The organism is Lactovum odontotermitis, from assembly GCF_054658595.1.
On the sequence record NZ_BAAGGQ010000009.1, the window covers coordinates 34263 to 51006 of the forward strand.

A 16744-nucleotide genomic window follows, 5' to 3' on the forward strand; every position below is an offset into this window, starting at 1 on the left:
GATGTTCAACGGAGAAAAACTGACTGAGCTGCGACTTTTGTATGGACTCAGCCGAGCAGAACTTGCCGAAAAGCTGGATTTAACAGAACAGGCCATTTGGCAGTTCGAGACAAACAAGAATGAGCCGAAAATAAATCCGACTCTATTTAGTCTCGCGAATATTTTCAAGGTAGATTTGTCTTATTTTCAAGAGGAAACTTCGCTGCAATCCATTGATACCGCGAGAATTGCCTTCCGAAATGCAGATATCACCTCAAAAAAGTCAATAAAAATCCAAGAAGCATATCTGAACAAAGTTCATTCTTTTGTGCAATACATTGAAAGCTTTTTAATCGCGCCGAATTGGATATTTTATGAACTGGAAAATGACATTGCCGAAAAAGAGAGAGGAATTGCTGAGATTGCCCATATGGCAAGGGCGAAACTCTCAATCTCCGGCAATAACAGCGATTTATTGTACAAACTAGAGCTTTCGGGAATTAATATCTTAGAACGCTTGATAAATGGAGAGGCAGACGCCTATAGTCTTTGGACAAAAGACGACACACCGTATATCGTTCTCGGACGAGGAAAGTCGGCAGTACGCCGTAATTTTGACCTTGCGCACGAGTTAGGCCATCTATTGCTGCACAAAAATGTTGACTTTGATGAACTTAATAAATATGATTATCAGCAAAAAGAATACGAAGCCAATCAATTCGCGGCCGATTTCCTGCTACCCGAAGAAGACTTCAAGAAAGATTTTACAAGTCTCGTTCGGAATAAATTCAGTAATCCGGAAAGCTACTTGCTGCTGAAAGAGAAGTACAACGTGTCGATTCAGGCTTTAGAAATGCGCGCCTACAAAATGGGCTACTTGAGCCAGTCAGAAAACAGTTATTTTTATCGGCTCTTAAATAGCAAGTATAAAAGCTATAAAACAGTAGAACCCTTGGACAGACAAATTCCAATCAAAAGACCTGCAAAAATAAAAAGCATACTGGACACGCTGTTTACAAGTAATTTGATTAGTTTACAGGAACTTTTGCAAGAGCAGAGGATTCGACTTGAGTTTCTGAGCTTGCTGCTGGAGATTGATTTAGAGTTTTTTGACAAATACAAAGCTTCTTCAGATGATTTTTCTGGGGTTATACGGTTAGATGATTTTCGGAGAATGGGGTAATAATCACAAAACAAATGAAAAAAGCGCACTGTTGGCGCTTTTTACTTAACTTCCTTAAAAATAACATGCTTCTTAAGTTTTGGAGAATACTTCTTCAACTCAAGTTTATCAGGCGTGTTACGTTTGTTCTTCTGAGTGAGGTAAAGACGCTCGCCAGACTCTTTGTGCTCAAGCATAATATTAACGCGCATGTGAGCCCCCTTTCTTAAGCCTTAGTGACTTTGCGGCCTTTGTAGTAACCCTTCAAAGAAACGCGGTGTGAATGATGATAATCACCAGTTGTTTCGTCAAAAGAAACAGTTGGTGCAGTCAGTTTGTAATGTGTACGACGGCGGTTTTTCTTCGCCGAAGAGGTGTGACGTGCTGGTACAGCCATTTATAGACTCCTTTTTAGATTTTAATTTCAAATATTTACACAAAATATATGCCTAAATATAATAGCAAAAACTTCCGAGATTTGCAAGTGGCATGATTTGTCCAATATTCTTGACAGGCTTATTTAGTGTGCGGAGCCTGAAAACTTGATACAATTATCAGTATGAAGAATTGGCAGAAATTGGTGATTACATTCGTTGTGGCTGCGGTCGCGCTCCTGGCGCAGTTCGTTTTCGGGCAGCCTTTGGCCGCGCGGGTCGTGGTGACGATTGCTGGTTCGATTCTTGCACTTTCGATGTTTGTCGGCATGGTCAAAACGCTTCGCTCGGGCTCCTATGGAGTAGACCTGCTGGCGATTACCGCTATTATTGCGACCCTCCTGGTAGGTGAGTACTGGGCGTCTCTGATTATCATCGTGATGCTGGTCGGCGGCGAATCCTTAGAAGATTACGCAGCAGGTGTGGCCCATCGCGAATTAACGAATTTATTACAGAAATCGCCGAATATCGCCCATGTAAAATCGCTGAACGGAAAAGTCACAGACAGCGAGCTCGACAGTGTCAGAATCGGCTCAACCCTGCTGATTAAGCCCCAGGAAGTCATCCCCATCGATGGCATATTGCTCTCAGAGCATGCCACGCTCGATGAGGCCTCAGTAACCGGCGAGACAAAACCATACGAACTGTCCAAAGGTGACACGATTCTGTCAGGTTCCATCAATACTGACACGGCCATTGAAGTCCGGACGACTGAAGAAGCGGCCAATTCACAGCTGCAGAAAATCGTGAGTCTGGTCAAGGAAGCGGAGTCTCAGCCGGCGCATTTTGTTCGTCTGGCGGACCGCTATGCGATTCCATTCACGATTGCTGCATATGTTATCGCCGGGGTGGCTTTTGCTATAACGAAGAATCCTGTCCGCATTGCGCAGGTGCTGGTGGTGGCGAGTCCCTGCCCGCTGATTCTGGCTGCACCGATTGCTTTTGTTTCAGGCATGTCACGTTCGTCCAAAAACGGCGTCTTAATCAAAAACGGCACGATTATTGAAAAGCTTGCGACAGCCAGGTCGATTTTCTTTGACAAGACGGGCACGATTACTAGCGGTAAGCTGGCAGTTTCTGACATTCTGCCGGAGGCAGGCACCAGCGAAACGGAGCTGGAGGAGCTGGTTTATTCTGTGGAGAATTCCTCGGGGCATATTTTGGCCAAGTCTTTTGTGACTTATGCCGAGGAAAAGGGCGTCAAGCCGCGTCCGCTCTCGAATCTGACGGAGGCGCCGGGCCTTGGCGTGTCTGCGGAAATTGACGGCGCGACGATTAAAATCGGCCGTGCAAAATTCGCGAATGCGACAGAAAATGCGGTCACAACGGCCTTTTATGTCTCGAAAAACGACCAGTTCATCGGCCAGGTCAACTTTTCTGACCAGCTGCGCTCGAATGCCAAGTCTGTCATGGCTGAGCTGAAGAAGCTCAAGCTCAGAAGCATCACCATGCTGACGGGCGACAACAAGACCATCGCGGATAACATTGCTGGAGAAGTCGGTATCACGGACGTTCACGCGTCGCTCCTGCCGGAGCAGAAACTGGCGCTGGTCAAGTCGGCTGCGGAAAAACCGAGCATCATGGTCGGCGACGGTGTCAATGACGCGCCTGCTCTGGCTCTGGCCGATGTCGGCATTGCCATGGGGCTGGGCGAGAACACGGTCGCCAGCGAGACCGCCGACATGATTCTGCTGAAAAACGACCTGGAGTCGATTCCGACGGCGATTAGAATCAGCCGCGACACGATGGCGATTGCGAAACAGGCGGTACTCATCGGTATCTTTATCTGTGTGATTCTGATGCTGATTGCGGCAACTGGACTGATTCCAGCGACCATCGGCGCGCTTTTCCAGGAAGTGGTCGACACGGTTTCGATTTTCTACGCCCTGCGTGCCTTGCGCGGTTTTAAGAAAAAGTCATGATAAAATGTTAAAATAAATTCAACATGGTATTTTACGAGGATTTTTCAAAAGTTTATGACCAAGTGATGGACCAGTCGCTCTATGATGACTGGCTGGCCTTTACAGAGCGGCATTTGCCGAAGACGGCTCATTCGATTTTTGAGCTGGCCTGCGGCTCTGGCGCTTTATCTGTGCGTTTGGCCAAGCGAGGCTATGATGTCACGGCGCTGGACATTTCAGAGGACATGCTGAAACTTGCGACGGCGAAGGCGCAAAAAGCCGGCGTGGAAATCGCCTGGATGCAGGGTGACATGCGCTATCTGCCGCCTTTTGGGAAGTTTGATGCCGTGACCTGCTATTCGGATTCGCTCTGTTATTTAGCCGATTTGGACGAGCTGAAGCAGACCTTTGACGGTGTTTACGAGTTGCTGGGCGACGGCGGCACCTTCATCTTTGACGTACACTCGACCTATCAAGTGGACGAGGTCTTCCCCGGCTACGCCTATCACGAAAACGAGGAGGATTTCGCTTTTCTCTGGGATTCCTACAAGGGCGAGCAGCCGCATTCCGTCGAGCATCAGCTGAGCTTTTTCATCAGGGATAAGGACACTGACGGAAAGTTTGTACGAAAAGACGAGCTGCATGTCGAGCGAACCTACGAAATCGATACATTTAAGTCTGCATTGTCCAAATTTTCGGAGCTGCAGGTTTTTGCGGATTTTGAGGATAAAAGGCCTGCGGCCGACAGTGCCCGCTGGTTCTTCGTCTGCAAAAAGAAGGACAGGCAGAATTGATGAGCGGAGTGACAGGAATCATCGCAGAATTCAATCCTTTCCATAATGGACATAAACTCTTGCTGGAAGCGGCCGGCAGCGACAGGACAAAAGTAATCGTGATGTCCGGAAACTGGATGCAGCGCGGCGAGCCGGCTTTCGTGGACAAATGGGTGCGGACTGAAGCTGCTTTAGCAAGCGGAGCCGACCTCGTCGTGGAATTGCCGTTGATGAGCGCCCTGCAGGGCGCAGATTTTTTCGGGCAAGGCGCAGTGAACATTCTGCAGCGCTTGGGTGTGGACGAAATTCTTTTCGGTAGTGAGTCAGAACTTGATTATCAGAAGATTTCCGGGATTTATGCCGAAAAAGCAGATGAAATGGCGGCTTTCATGGATGAACTGCCGGAACTCATGTCTTATCCGCTTAAGGCGGAGAAGGCCTGGGCACATTTTGCAAATGTCCAGTTTGACGGCAATACGCCGAATCATATTCTCGGACTGGCTTACGCAAAAGCGGCAGCGGGGACGGGCATCCAGCTGCGAACGGTTCGGAGGCAGACGAGTTATAATTCTACGGAGTTGGGCTTGGGGGGTGAAATCGCCAGTGCGACGGCAATCCGAGAGAACTTCTCCCAGGCGGAAAAGTTTGTTCCGAAGAATACATGGCCGCTGCTGGAAAAGGCGCCAAAGACTTCGTGGAATGATTTCTGGGAGCTGCTGCGCTACAAAATCACTGTTTCACAAGATTTAATGGACATTTACCAGGTAAATGAGGAATTGTCCAACCGAATCAAGACATATATCAAGACTTCGTCTAATTTATCTGAGCTGATTGAGCAAGTGTACACAAAACGCTATACTAAGGGGCATATCAGGCGTCTGCTGGCTTACATTCTGCTGGATATTCCGCGGGAATTCAGCTTGCCTGAGCCGATACACGTACTCGGCTTCAGCTCCAAAGGACAGAGCATTTTGGCGCAAGCCCGCGAAAACGAAACTCCTGTCGTGACGCGAATCGGTCAATTTCCCTGGGATGCGCTGACTCAGCGTGCCGACGAGGTTTATCGGCTTGGAAATCCGGGGATTCCTGAGCAGGCATACAGTAGAAAGCCGATAATATGGAACTGAAAGCACTTAACCGCTCGCAGCTGCGCGAGGTTGCAGATGTCTGGCAAGCGGCTGAAGATTATGCGCGCTTAGAGGACGGCGCGGATTTTGATGCGTTAGCAAGCGCTAAGGAATTTTTTGATGCGCTGCCGCCGGGGAAAACCTATGCGGACAAACGGACCTTAGGTGTCTATAAAGCTGGCCAGCTGGTTGGTCTGGTCGATTTGGCTGAAAATTATCCTGTGAAGGGAACCCTGTTTCTGGGGCTTTTACTGCTGGTTCCGGCTGCTCGGGGGCAGAATACAGGCAATCAAGTTCATCAGTCAATCATCCGGAAGGCCCGGCAGGAAAACTATGAAAAGCTCCGCCTGGGTGTTCTGGAGAACAACCCGAGGGCTCTGAAGTTTTGGCGAAGCCAAGGCTATAAAGTCCTCAAACAGACGAAATCGCTCGACAGCCGCGCGAATCCGGTTTATTTGATGGAACTTGACCTTTAGGTTTTGAAAGCCGAGCGCTTGCGCGAATGCAATTAAAGGAGTAGACTTTATTTATGAAAATCTCAACAATTAGAAAACTTGTGAAATGGGCGGCCATCCTGTCGGTTGCAGGCGTCGTCATTGAGCTTATCAACCTTCTCGGCGCCAATATCATTTATAAGACGAGCGGTCTGCATGCGGCGAATGCTTTTTCAATTCCGCTGACGGTTATTTTGGGCCTGATTAGCATTGCTGCGTTTATTCTTGGCGTGATATTTTTTATCAATCTGCCGAAACACGGGAAGTCAATAAGCACCGGTGTTTTACTGATTATCTCGGGTATTTTTGCCTGGTTCAACCTTGCCGTGCCGCTGATTGCCTGGATTTTCGCTGCCTGGCAGCTTTTCCGGATGAAGTTTGATGATGACGGGTCGGATGACAATCCGCTTATCTTGTAGCTTTTATGTTATAATATTCAAGAAAATATGCGGAAAATCCGCAGTACAACTATAGTATTCAATTCAAAGAAAGGAACATTGCAGGAAACTGCAGTGGGTTCTGCCTTGTTTTCGGACAAAGCAGAGCTGGTATTATCCAATGGGACGTAAATGGGCAAATATTGTCGCAAAGAAAACAGCCAAAGACGGCGCAAACTCTAAGGTTTACGCGAAATTCGGCGTAGAAATTTATGTAGCTGCGAAACGCGGCGGCTCAGCTGAGCCTGAGGCCAACAGCCTGCTCAAATTCACGATTGAAAAAGCCAAGCAGGCGCAGGTACCAAGACACGTCATTGACAACGCCATCAAAAAAGCCGAAGGCAAATCAGACGAAACCTTCGTAGACGGTCGCTATGAGGGCTTCGGGCCAAGCGGCTCGATGATTATCTGTGAAACGCTGACGTCAAACGTCAACCGCACAATTGCCGACGTCCGCACGATTTTCCACAAAAACGGCGGCAATATTGCAGGTGAGGGCGCTGTCAGCTACATGTTCGACAATACAGGCGTGATTGTTTTTGCGGGCACCGACCCTGACGCAGTGCTTGAGCAGCTGCTTGACGCCGAGGTTGATGTGCGTGATGTCTCTGAAGAAGAGGGCAACATCATCGTTTACACAGAGCCGACAGACCTGCACAAGGCGATTGAAGCGCTGCGCGCAAACGGTATCGAAGAATTCGCTGAAACGGAGCTGGAAATGATTCCGCAGAGCGAGGTCGAGCTGAATCCGGAGGACCTTGAGGTCTTCGAGGGATTGATTGAGGCGCTGGAAGACAATGACGATGTGCAGAAAGTGTATCATAACGTTGCGAATGCCTGAAAAACTTGTTATAGCAAGGTTTTTGTTCGAGTGTATAACAAAAAGAGCAGAAAAAATGAGAATCAGTCTGGTTCTTATTTTTTGTGTATGAAAGTGTGTGGCCGGCAGCGCTTCCAAACAAACGCGTGCCGCGGATGTGCTATAATTAATAAATGCTATTTAAAAGAAAACTTATTCTAGTCGCCATCTTCGTCGCAACCTTCATGACCTCCATCGAGACAACAATCGTAACAACCGCCATGCCGACGATTATCAGCGAACTCCACGGCCTCTCCATCCAAAGCTGGGTCTTCGCGTCCTACCTCCTGACCACGGCTATCACAACGCCGATTTACGGAAAACTTTCAGACAGAATTGGGCGCAAGCCGATTTTTCTTTTCGGTCTTGCACTTTTCATCCTGGGTTCCTTCTTGTGCGGCTTTGCGCCCAGCATGAGCTTCCTGATTCTCTTCCGCTTTATCCAGGGAGTCGGCGCAGGAGCCGTGATGCCGCTGACCTTTACAATTATTGCCGATTTGTTCAAATTTGAAGAGCGGGCGCGTGTCTTCGCTTTGAATAATACCGCATGGGCAATCTCGGCTTTAGGCGGCCCGCTTTTGGGCGGCTATATTGTAGATTTTCTTAACTGGCACTGGATTTTCTTCATCAACGTACCACTCGGACTCCTCACCCTTTTCCTCACTCTGTATGCCTATGACGAGAAAAAACAAGCAACAGCTGTCAGAACAAAAATCGACCTGCTAGGAATATTTGCTCTAGCTGTGACGCTGCTCATGCTCCTGCTGATTTTCCAGGGACTCAGCGGCGACTCCATTAACTGGCTCTATGAAGGCATCGAATTTCTGGTCTGCATCTTGAGCTTTGCACTCTTTGCTCACACAGAGAAAAGAGCCAAAGACCCCATTATACAGTTCAGCCTGTTCAAAAACTATTCATTCTCAGCTCAGATTTTGACGACTTTTCTAATATCGGGCGTCATCATTGCTTACCAAGTCTATTTTCCCATCTGGATGCAGTCAATATACCGGACACCGGCTTATTTGGCGGGTGTTGCCATCACGCCGGCCTCCGTCATGTGGACTGTCGCCTCATTTTTCGTCGGCAGCCTGCTCAAAAAGTTCAGCTCCAGAAGACTGTCGCTGTTTTTCCTCGGTATTTTCATCCTGATTTATCTACCAGTCATCTTTTCAAGCACCTCTTTCCCGCAGGCGCTCTTCTACGTGATTTCGGCCATTTCAGGCGCCAGCGCCGGGGTTATCATCACGACAAATACGCTGCTGGCGCAGGATTTGGTGCCCAAGGAAAATGTCGGCGTGTCCTCTTCGATGATTGTGCTGGCGAGAACTCTGGGACAGGCACTCATGACGGGCATCTACGGACTCGCGTTTTCACTGGGCGTGAATGGACAGCTGTCCCGTTATTCGGACATTCGTTACGATGATGTCAATAATTTCATCAGCACAGCCGTACATCAAACGCTGACAGCGAGTCGGCTGCATGCACTGGAAAATATCACCTTGTCGGCCCTGCAGAAAGTTTTTATGGTCGTGATGGTACTCTTTGTTATCGCAATGCTCGTCAACTTCTTTGATAAACACATAAAGGAAGATGAACAAAAATCAGAAAGTGTGTAAAAACGATGAAAAAAATCACAGCCACAGACGTCTACGGCAAAGAATACACAATCAGCGTAGACAATTTATCACAAAGTGTCCACGTCTACGGAATCGCCAAAAACGACGAAAAAGTCCTGATACTGCCCCAATATGACGGCTACAACTTCCCCGGCGGCACCCGAGAAGCCGGCGAGACACATCACGAAACACTGAAGCGCGAGTTCTTTGAAGAGACAGGGCTTACGGTTGAAAATGGCCAGTTGCTTGCGATTTACGACAGTTTTTACCACGACCCAGACTATGACATCTCCGAGCAAAGCCTCCTGATTTTTTACACGGTAGAAATTACAGGCGGCGAAATTTCAGACCAAGGCTTTGACGAAGCCGAGAAAAAATTCGCCAAAAAAGCCCAGTGGAAAACACTCGCTGAGCTGCGCCAAATGCGTCTGACGATGAATGTCGATATCGCAGACGAGTTACTGACAATTGCGGAAGATTTGTAGTATTTCGGATAAATGATTTGCTTGACTTTCGGCGCTAGCCTTGTTACAATAAATTAAAGGTAAGGGTAGCCAGTGCTGAACAGTGCAGGCTGCCCGAATGAATGCCAAACACCGCCAGTGCTGAACAGTGCAGGCGGTGTTTTATATTTTTCGGTCATTTTTGTGCTTTTCAATAAAGTTTGTGTTAAAATCAGTTTATGAATTTTACTGATTATTTCGCCGAAACGGCCGCGCATTCCGAATTGATGAATTTTGTGCGCGAGCAGGTTCTAGCAGTCTATCCGCAGGCGATGGAGAAGATTTCTTATGGCATGCCGGCCTGGGCGCGTGAAAACGGCAAGGTCTTTATCTATGCCGCACCAACTGCGAAACACCTGGGAATTTATCCGCAGGCGGCCTACATTGCAGAGAATAAACGGGCTTTAGAGGCCAGAGGATTAAAATTCTCGAAGGGAGCCATTCAGGTTCCGTATGATTATCCAGACGAGGAGCTGGCGGCTTTGCTCAGAGAAATTGTCCATTTTAACGTGAAGGGCAGTCCTGCCCGTTGATAAAAAAAGGAAAAAAATCAGATTCTCAAAGCTGATTTTTTTGTTATAATTTTGTAACCAAATCAATTTTTATTCGTTATATAGGTGAATGGAGAAATCGGGAGAAGGGAGATTTTGTGAAACTAGAAGACTACGAAGCTGACGTGACGCAGTATGCCGTTGAAATCACGAAGTATCTCATCTCTCGAGGCTCGCAGCCGCAGGACGCTGAGGATGCGGTGCAGGACACATTCGTCAAAATTCTGGAACTGGACATATTCATCGCCCCGGCGAAGCTCAGGGCCTGGATGTATCGGACATCCATCCGAACTTATATTGACAAGTACCGCCGGCGGCAGCATTACCGTGCACTGATGGAGCAGCTGGGACGGGACTTGCAGACATTTACACCCGCGGAAGAAACCAGCCGATTCAGCCTCACGCAGCTGATGAAACGCCTCAAACCCAAGGAAGAAAAGCTGCTTCACGCCTATTACTACGAAAACAAATCCGTAAAAATCCTTGCACAAGAGCGCAACATCAGCCTCAGCAAGGCAAAAGTCGACCTCTTCCGGGCGCGGAAAAAACTACAAAAACTAATCGAGAAAGAGGAAATAAAATGATAAGACTACTCATGCTCTTTGGCGCCTACCTGGTCGTTAGCGCCGTCATCTTCGGGCTGGCATGGCTAATCAGCAGAATTGCCGGTCGTATCCATGAGAAAAAAGCAGCCCTGGCAGAAAGTGATGAGGCAACGCAGCAGTTAAACACAAACTTTAAGCAGTTGGCCAGACGCACGAAAACCAAGCGCTGGGCACTGACCGCCTGGATTGCCGGGGCAGTTGTGGTGCTGCTTGCGGGTGCAGCCCTGACGATTAATGCCCAGTGGATGGAAAAAGCCTTCCTTAAGTCAAGCAAACAGGCACAGACTTTTTTAACAATACAGTCACCTAATGTCAGGAATAATAACCTTGTCATTAGTGCTTATGGTGCCTTCAGCTCGAATCTTCATGCTGATACCTTCAAAAATATTGACGGTTATCGAGTGGATTGGCAGGACTTTGACTGGCACATCGGAACACTTGGTTCAAGCAACGATGGCTACCACTATCAGAGTGTTTCGCCAGTTTTCCAGAACAATGGCTATTATACGCAAGGTACAAACCAGAAAATCGCTAGTTTCTTCCTGTCAAAGGCAGACTATCAGAGCAAAGCCTTCTATGGCTTGAAACCGACGCATGAAGCTCAGACGCTATCCAAACTCCCCAACCACTTGTCGGAAGTCGCGCTTACATTTGACAAACCCTATACTTATGCAGAAATTCAGAAAATGATTCCGTTGAACCTGATGCTTAACTGGTACTGGCTTGGCGTGAGTGACCCGAGCAATATTAAAGCGTCCGTTGGTACTTATTATGGCCTTGCCAGCGACACGGATGAAAATGGGAATCCGACGGGCAAGCTGGCGACAGACTCCTACGATAAGATTTTTGTCCCTCAAGTTAAGAGCCAGGATGACAGAAGTAGTACTGACGATTTCTATCCAGGAGAGGACGCAAAGGAAATGGTTAAAAAATATCCTACACTCGAAAAAGCGAAATTTTCCGGTGTCATTTTGACAGGGCGTACAGAAAATCTGGCTGTACTTGATAAACAAAGCTGGGCCTTTGCCACAAACGTCGGCGTCAGCACGGAAATCCTCCCTTACCAGACACCCGTAAAATAATTTAAGCAAACTTTAAGCAAATGTTTAGATTAAATTAAGGAAGCTGCTTTATAATACAAACATACTCCTAAAAGAAGTGACTCCTAACACTTCAAAAAAACTTTTTCATAAATTACTCCTAAACAAGAAATACGCATCCTCCTAAATGCGTATTTTTTGCTTTATGAGAATCAGACCGCTTATAGAAGTTAGACTATTATTTTCAACTTTTTTACAGTATAATAAACATAGATACTGCAAGTTAGTTGATAAACTAAACTTGAAAGTGGGTGAAAATCATAGCTAAACAAATAGATTACAATAAAGAAGAAAATATGATTCTTGACGAGTCGGATGTGATTGAATACAAATCTTCAAAAACTTCGCTGTCCAAATCGCTTTTCGAAAGTATTAGTTCATTTGCTAACACCAAAGGTGGCATTATTTTCCTAGGCGTGGGTGAAAAAATGGATACTAAAGGGAAGAAGCACTATCCTGTAGAGGGAATTGACAATCCACAAAGGCAAGAGGAAATCTTGAGCCAGCAACTAACAGACCCAAATGTGTTATCTTACAACTCAGTTGAATCTTTTGTAATACAGGGAACCCCAAGCGGGAAATCTTTTATTAAAATTAGTGTTGCAGAAGCACCAGACAATAAGAAGCCGGTTCTTGTCAGGATAAAAGATTCAAAAGTAATGGTTCCATTCATTCGCGTGGGATCAAGCGATAAAATTGCTAAGGATGAGGAACTAAAATCGTTAATACGTCACCAGTCTGACGAGCTTGATGTTGATGTCTTGTGTAACTATTCCGTTGATGATTTAGATAAAACTTCAATTAATGATTATCGTCGCAGAGTTGAGGCAAATCCAAAGTTTGAACACTATCAAAGCTTTTCTCTAACGGAATTTCTTGAGAAAATTGGGGTGATTGCCACGGATAGAAAGTCCGGGCAGGTGGGAATTACAGCAGGTGGATTATTATTTTTCGGAAAGAGTTTTCCACTTCTTCAAAACTTTCCGCATTTTCAAATGGATTTATTTGATAGAAGATCTGACGAACGTTGGCGGAATCGTATTTCAACATTCAATGACGACTTGAATGTGTATCAGTTTTTTGTGCGGAGTTATGACTATTTGCAAAGTATTCCAGAGAACCCTTTTATACTGGACGAGAAGCAAGCGCGGATAGAGGTTGGAGACTTACTTAAGGTGGCTTTACGTGAGGCTTTGCTGAATGTAGTGATGCATTCGGATTACTTTTCTGAGGAACATGAAGTGATTGATGTTTTCTGGGACTATTTTGATTTTAGTAATGCGGGAACAATGAAAATTCCGATTGAGAATTTCTTTACCACAAATGACTCTAAAACTAGGAATCCTGTTATTTCAAAGCTGCTTAAACTTATGGGGTTTGGGGAGTTAGCCGGGACTGGCGGCGAGCAGATATTTCATGCAGCTCAAAAGGCAAATTTTAAACTTCCATCGATTGAATCTGACTCAGAAAAAACAGTTTTGAGAATATGGGCAATAGACTTTGTTGCTGCTGCCGATTTGGATGAGCATGAAGCTGTCATATTGAGATTATTGACTAAGGAGACACTACCTATCTCGCGTAAGGAGATTATTGAGAAAACGGATTTGTCGGTTTATTATGTAAGAGAGGCTTTGAATTCATTAATGAATAAAGGCTATATCGAAACTCTAGGAAATAAGCGAAGCACACAATATCGGATTAAGCAGAGCCTGGAACAGCAAATTGCCACGATTAAACAACTTGCTTCAGATCTGAAATTCAAAAATTATTGATAGAAATACAAGGGTATTGATAGATTCTTTATAGAAAAAGAATTGTTAAACTGCTATAAATGTTGTTATGACAGGTCTCTCTTCTCTTTGTTAACTAAGAATTATTGATAGATTTGTGATAGAAAAGCAGGAAATGCGCGCGTTGGCGCGTGTTTTTTGTTTTTTCAGAGCTCAGTCATTTCTTGCCGCGAGTTTTTCAATTTTCTTCAAATCCCGCATTGTCAGTCCTTTGCGTGGGTCGGGCTGAAGGATTTTGACCAAGTTTTTCGGCCTCGGGCGCGGCGTGTTTTCGCGGCTGGCCAGGTCATCACAGAGGATTACCCGATTTTTCGGATGCGTCTGGCAGAAATGAACAATACTGTCCCATTTGTACCAATGCTCCGGATTTTCGGAAATGAAGGTCATATAGCTGCTTGCTTGAATGTCCAGCAGCTTTGCGATTTCCAGAGAGGTCTCGTCCCAGGAAGTGCACATGACAATCTCGCAGTCGGGTCGATGCGACAGGTCGGCTAGAGCCTGAATGATGTCAGCATAAAAACAAAGCGGAAACTCATTTTCGGCCAGGCCGAGCTTAATTTCGAGGGTCGCCCGCTCGGGATTATCCGTGTGCGCCGGCAGAATCGTCCCGTCAATGTCGAGTAAAATATAAAGCATACTTCATTTTACCATTTGTCTGCTATAATTAGGATATGTCAAAAAACAATTTATTACTGATAGACGGCTCGTCTGTGGCCTTCCGTGCCTTCTTTGCGCTTTATAACTCGCTGGACCGCTTTGTGGCGCCGAGCGGGCTGCACACGAACGCGATTTACGGCTTCCACCTGATGCTGACTAATCTGATGCAGCGCCTCAAACCAACGCACGTGCTGGTGGCTTTTGACGCGGGCAAGACGACCTTCCGCACGGAGATGTTCGCCGATTATAAGGGCGGGCGCAGCAAGACGCCGGACGAATTCCGCGAGCAGCTGCCTTTCATCAAGGACATGATTGAGCGCCTGGGCATCAAGCACTACCAGCTGGTCAACTACGAGGCGGACGACATCATCGGGACGCTGGACAAAATGGCCGAAAACGAAGAGTGGTCGGTCACGATTGTCACCGGCGACAAGGACATGATTCAGCTGGCCGATGCCAACACGACGGTTGAAATCAGCAAGAAAGGCGTGGCCGAGTTCGAGGCCTTCACACCTGCCTATCTGAAGGCCAAAATGGGCCTCAATCCTGACCAGTTTATCGACCTTAAAGCCATGATGGGCGACAACTCCGACAACTACCCCGGCATCACGAAAGTCGGCGAGAAGACCGCGCTGAAGCTCCTGGGCGAGTACGGCTCGCTGGACGGCCTTTACGCGGGCGTTGACGGCATGAAGCCAAGCAAGATGAAAGAAAACATCATTGCCGACAAGGAAAAAGCTTATCTGGCGCGGACTTTGGCCACCATCGACACGAAAAGCCCGATAGAGATTGGACTCGACGACATTGCCTACGTCGGGCCGAAACGCGAAGAGCTGCTCGCGCTCTATGACGAGCTCGGTTTCGTGAAGTTCAAAGCCGATTTTCTGGGCGGAAAAGCTGAGGTCAAGCCTCAGCAAGTTTACGAAGACTTTTCTGAGGAGAAAGTCTCAGTGGCGCAGGAAGACATCCCTGTGAACTGGACAGAAATCACGGAGAATGCGCAAGTCCAGCCAGAAGACTTCTTTTACATGGAAATCCTCGGCGAGAACTACCACCGCGAGCCGATTGCCGCCTTTGCCTGGGGCAATGCCGAGCAGCAGTACGTTTCAAAAAATCTCAAGCTGCTGCAGACATTCAAATTCCCCAAAAATACATACAATTACAAGAAAAACTGCGTGCTGCTGAGCAGACTCGACGTGAAACCGGAAATGGCCGAATTTGACAGCATGCTGGCCAAATACCTGGTCAGCACAACAGAAGACAACCAGATTGCCACACTGGCGCGCCTCTATGCCCAGAAATACCTGGCGAGCGACGACGAAGTCTACGGCAAAGGCGCCAAGCGCGCCGTTCCATTTGACGAAGAATTGTTCACGCACCTGGCCCGCAAAGTCAAAGTGCTAGCCGAAACCAAACAGCCGCTGCTGGATGCGCTCGAAGAGAACGACCAGCTGCAGCTCCTGACCGACATGGAGCTCCCATTGGCCGAAGTGCTGGCCAAAATGGAAATGACCGGCATTGCCGTCAAAGCCCAGACACTCTATGAAATCGGCAACGAAAACGAAGCCCGCCTGTCCAATCTGACCAAAGAAATTTACGAAATGGCCGGCACCGATTTTAACCTGAATTCGCCCAAACAGCTTGGCGACATTCTCTTTGAACAGCTTGGCCTACCCCACGGCAAGAAGACAAAAACCGGCTATTCGACCGCCGTTGACGTGCTGGAAGAGCTCGCGCCGCAGCATGAAATCGTGGCCAAAATTCTGGAATACCGCCAAATCAGCAAGATTCAGTCAACCTATGTACAGGGCTTGATTCCGCAGATTGCCGCAGACGGCAAAATTCATACCCGCTATGTCCAGGATTTGACGCAGACCGGCCGTTTATCGTCGGTTGAGCCGAATCTGCAGAACATTCCCGTACGTCTGGAAGAAGGCCGCAAGATTCGCAAAGCCTTTGTGCCGAGCGAAGGATGCGTTCTGCTGAGCTCTGACTATTCACAGATTGAGCTTCGTGTGCTGGCCCATATTACCAAAGACCCGAGCCTGATTGCTGCCTTTGAGAACGACGAGGACATCCACACGGCCACGGCCATGCGTGTGTTTGACATTGCCAGAGCAGAAGATGTCACGGCCAATGAGCGCCGTTCGGCTAAAGCGGTCAACTTTGGTATTTCCTACGGAGAAACTGAGTACGGACTCGCGCGCCGTCTGGGCATCGGCAACAAAGAGGCCGCGCAAATCATCCGCACCTATTTCGAGCGCTACCCAGAAATTGCCAGTTACATCGAAACAACCAAGCGGGAAGCCAAGAACACCGGCTACGTCACGACCATGTACGGCCGCCGCCGCAAACTGCCGACCATCAACGCGCGAAACTACGCCGTTCGCCAGGCGGCCGAGCGACAAGCCATCAATGCGCCTATCCAAGGCTCCGCCGGAGACATTCTGAAAGTGGCCATGATTAACCTGGATTTGGCCCTTACAGAGGGTAAATATGCGGCCAGAATGCTGCTGCAAGTTCACGACGAAATTATCCTAGACGTGCCCGAAGAAGAGCTGGAAAGCGTTGAAAAGCTCGTTAAAACAACAATGGAAGCGGCTGCACTGCTTCGAGTGCCGCTCAAAGTAGAAGAAAACACCGGGAAGACCTGGTATGAAGCGAAATAGCGGACATTTTTGAAAAAAATCTTGAAAAAGCATACTTTTTACTTTACTTTTCAAAAAATTATGATAGAATATTAAAGTACTGCTTTG

General features: G+C 47.4%; 17 protein-coding genes. 14 read left to right on the top strand and 3 right to left on the bottom strand.

Annotated features, from left to right (window positions below):
* Nucleotide 1: 1 nt before the first annotated feature.
* Nucleotides 2–1162 (top strand): spr1629 family repressor/antitoxin, encoded by a 1161-nt coding sequence (locus ACYQ2E_RS06305; protein WP_460017287.1) that lies wholly within the window; start codon nt 2–4, stop codon nt 1160–1162.
* Between the two features lie 41 nt (nt 1163–1203).
* On the opposite strand, the gene rpmG is transcribed toward ACYQ2E_RS06305, so the two are convergent.
* Both rpmG and rpmF read right to left on the bottom strand, forming a co-directional pair.
* Complete coding sequence (gene rpmG / locus ACYQ2E_RS06310; RefSeq protein ID WP_460017229.1) at nt 1204–1353, bottom strand: 50S ribosomal protein L33; 150 nt, start codon at nt 1351–1353, stop codon at nt 1204–1206.
* Nucleotides 1354–1367: 14 nt separating this feature from the next.
* Nucleotides 1368–1538: a 50S ribosomal protein L32 gene (gene rpmF, locus ACYQ2E_RS06315; protein WP_460017230.1), complete on the bottom strand. Its 171-nt coding sequence runs from the start codon at nt 1536–1538 to the stop codon at nt 1368–1370.
* A 162-nt stretch (nt 1539–1700) separates the two neighbouring features.
* On the opposite strand from rpmF, the gene ACYQ2E_RS06320 reads away from it, so the two are divergent.
* From ACYQ2E_RS06320 to ACYQ2E_RS06375, 12 genes are all read left to right on the top strand, one after another.
* Nucleotides 1701–3497 carry a heavy metal translocating P-type ATPase gene (locus tag ACYQ2E_RS06320; RefSeq protein ID WP_460017231.1) on the top strand — a complete coding sequence of 599 codons (1797 nt, stop codon included), beginning with the start codon at nt 1701–1703 and terminating at the stop codon, nt 3495–3497.
* 23 nt (nt 3498–3520) lie between these two features.
* On the top strand, nt 3521–4270 hold the full coding sequence (locus ACYQ2E_RS06325; RefSeq protein ID WP_460017232.1) for a class I SAM-dependent DNA methyltransferase: 750 nt from the start codon (nt 3521–3523) through the stop codon (nt 4268–4270).
* Nucleotides 4270–5376: a nucleotidyltransferase gene (locus ACYQ2E_RS06330; RefSeq protein WP_460017233.1), complete on the top strand. Its 1107-nt coding sequence runs from the start codon at nt 4270–4272 to the stop codon at nt 5374–5376. Before ACYQ2E_RS06325 ends, ACYQ2E_RS06330 begins: the two co-directional genes overlap by 1 nt.
* Nucleotides 5367–5852, top strand: coding sequence for a GNAT family N-acetyltransferase (locus tag ACYQ2E_RS06335; protein ID WP_460017234.1), 486 nt, complete (start codon nt 5367–5369; stop codon nt 5850–5852). The genes ACYQ2E_RS06330 and ACYQ2E_RS06335 overlap by 10 nt, the downstream gene beginning before the upstream one ends.
* Nucleotides 5853–5905: 53 nt before the next feature.
* The gene (locus tag ACYQ2E_RS06340; RefSeq protein ID WP_460017235.1) at nt 5906–6289 is read left to right on the top strand and encodes a hypothetical protein; all 384 of its coding nucleotides are present in this window, start codon (nt 5906–5908) and stop codon (nt 6287–6289) included.
* 139 nt (nt 6290–6428) lie between these two features.
* Nucleotides 6429–7148, top strand: a complete 720-nt coding sequence (locus ACYQ2E_RS06345) for a YebC/PmpR family DNA-binding transcriptional regulator (protein ID WP_460017236.1) — start codon at nt 6429–6431, stop codon at nt 7146–7148.
* 152 nt (nt 7149–7300) lie between these two features.
* Nucleotides 7301–8782 carry an MFS transporter gene (locus ACYQ2E_RS06350; protein ID WP_460017237.1) on the top strand — a complete coding sequence of 494 codons (1482 nt, stop codon included), beginning with the start codon at nt 7301–7303 and terminating at the stop codon, nt 8780–8782.
* 5 nt (nt 8783–8787) lie between these two features.
* A complete protein-coding gene (locus tag ACYQ2E_RS06355; RefSeq protein WP_460017238.1) occupies nt 8788–9267 on the top strand; it encodes an NUDIX hydrolase in 480 nt (159 codons plus the stop codon).
* Between the two features lie 197 nt (nt 9268–9464).
* Nucleotides 9465–9818, top strand: a complete 354-nt coding sequence (locus ACYQ2E_RS06360) for an iron chaperone (RefSeq protein ID WP_460017239.1) — start codon at nt 9465–9467, stop codon at nt 9816–9818.
* 116 nt (nt 9819–9934) lie between these two features.
* The gene (locus ACYQ2E_RS06365; protein ID WP_460017240.1) at nt 9935–10420 is read left to right on the top strand and encodes an RNA polymerase sigma factor; all 486 of its coding nucleotides are present in this window, start codon (nt 9935–9937) and stop codon (nt 10418–10420) included.
* Nucleotides 10417–11523, top strand: a complete 1107-nt coding sequence (locus ACYQ2E_RS06370) for an anti sigma factor C-terminal domain-containing protein (protein ID WP_460017241.1) — start codon at nt 10417–10419, stop codon at nt 11521–11523. The genes ACYQ2E_RS06365 and ACYQ2E_RS06370 overlap by 4 nt, the downstream gene beginning before the upstream one ends.
* A gap of 269 nt (nt 11524–11792) precedes the next feature.
* Nucleotides 11793–13313, top strand: a complete 1521-nt coding sequence (locus tag ACYQ2E_RS06375; protein ID WP_460017242.1) for an RNA-binding domain-containing protein — start codon at nt 11793–11795, stop codon at nt 13311–13313.
* Between the two features lie 171 nt (nt 13314–13484).
* On the opposite strand, the gene ACYQ2E_RS06380 is transcribed toward ACYQ2E_RS06375, so the two are convergent.
* On the bottom strand, nt 13485–13967 hold the full coding sequence (locus ACYQ2E_RS06380; protein ID WP_460017243.1) for an HAD domain-containing protein: 483 nt from the start codon (nt 13965–13967) through the stop codon (nt 13485–13487).
* A 35-nt stretch (nt 13968–14002) separates the two neighbouring features.
* On the opposite strand from ACYQ2E_RS06380, the gene polA reads away from it, so the two are divergent.
* Entirely contained in the window at nt 14003–16657 is a 2655-nt protein-coding gene (gene polA, locus ACYQ2E_RS06385; RefSeq protein WP_460017244.1) for a DNA polymerase I, read from the top strand.
* Nucleotides 16658–16744: the final 87 nt, after the last annotated feature.

Excerpts from the sequence above, each read along its gene's own strand:
- polA (WP_460017244.1), top strand. The coding sequence starts at position 14,003 with ATGTCAAAAAACAATTTATTACTGATAGACGGCTCGTCTGTGGCCTTC.
- ACYQ2E_RS06340 (WP_460017235.1), top strand. The coding sequence starts at position 5,906 with ATGAAAATCTCAACAATTAGAAAACTTGTGAAATGGGCGGCCATCCTG.
- rpmG (WP_460017229.1), bottom strand. The coding sequence starts at position 1,353 with ATGCGCGTTAATATTATGCTTGAGCACAAAGAGTCTGGCGAGCGTCTT.
- ACYQ2E_RS06370 (WP_460017241.1), top strand. The coding sequence starts at position 10,417 with ATGATAAGACTACTCATGCTCTTTGGCGCCTACCTGGTCGTTAGCGCC.
- ACYQ2E_RS06325 (WP_460017232.1), top strand. The coding sequence starts at position 3,521 with ATGGTATTTTACGAGGATTTTTCAAAAGTTTATGACCAAGTGATGGAC.
- ACYQ2E_RS06320 (WP_460017231.1), top strand. The coding sequence starts at position 1,701 with ATGAAGAATTGGCAGAAATTGGTGATTACATTCGTTGTGGCTGCGGTC.
- ACYQ2E_RS06305 (WP_460017287.1), top strand. The coding sequence starts at position 2 with ATGTTCAACGGAGAAAAACTGACTGAGCTGCGACTTTTGTATGGACTC.
- ACYQ2E_RS06380 (WP_460017243.1), bottom strand. The coding sequence starts at position 13,967 with ATGCTTTATATTTTACTCGACATTGACGGGACGATTCTGCCGGCGCAC.
- ACYQ2E_RS06335 (WP_460017234.1), top strand. The coding sequence starts at position 5,367 with ATGGAACTGAAAGCACTTAACCGCTCGCAGCTGCGCGAGGTTGCAGAT.
- ACYQ2E_RS06355 (WP_460017238.1), top strand. The coding sequence starts at position 8,788 with ATGAAAAAAATCACAGCCACAGACGTCTACGGCAAAGAATACACAATC.
- ACYQ2E_RS06350 (WP_460017237.1), top strand. The coding sequence starts at position 7,301 with ATGCTATTTAAAAGAAAACTTATTCTAGTCGCCATCTTCGTCGCAACC.
- ACYQ2E_RS06330 (WP_460017233.1), top strand. The coding sequence starts at position 4,270 with ATGAGCGGAGTGACAGGAATCATCGCAGAATTCAATCCTTTCCATAAT.
- rpmF (WP_460017230.1), bottom strand. The coding sequence starts at position 1,538 with ATGGCTGTACCAGCACGTCACACCTCTTCGGCGAAGAAAAACCGCCGT.
- ACYQ2E_RS06345 (WP_460017236.1), top strand. The coding sequence starts at position 6,429 with ATGGGACGTAAATGGGCAAATATTGTCGCAAAGAAAACAGCCAAAGAC.
- ACYQ2E_RS06360 (WP_460017239.1), top strand. The coding sequence starts at position 9,465 with ATGAATTTTACTGATTATTTCGCCGAAACGGCCGCGCATTCCGAATTG.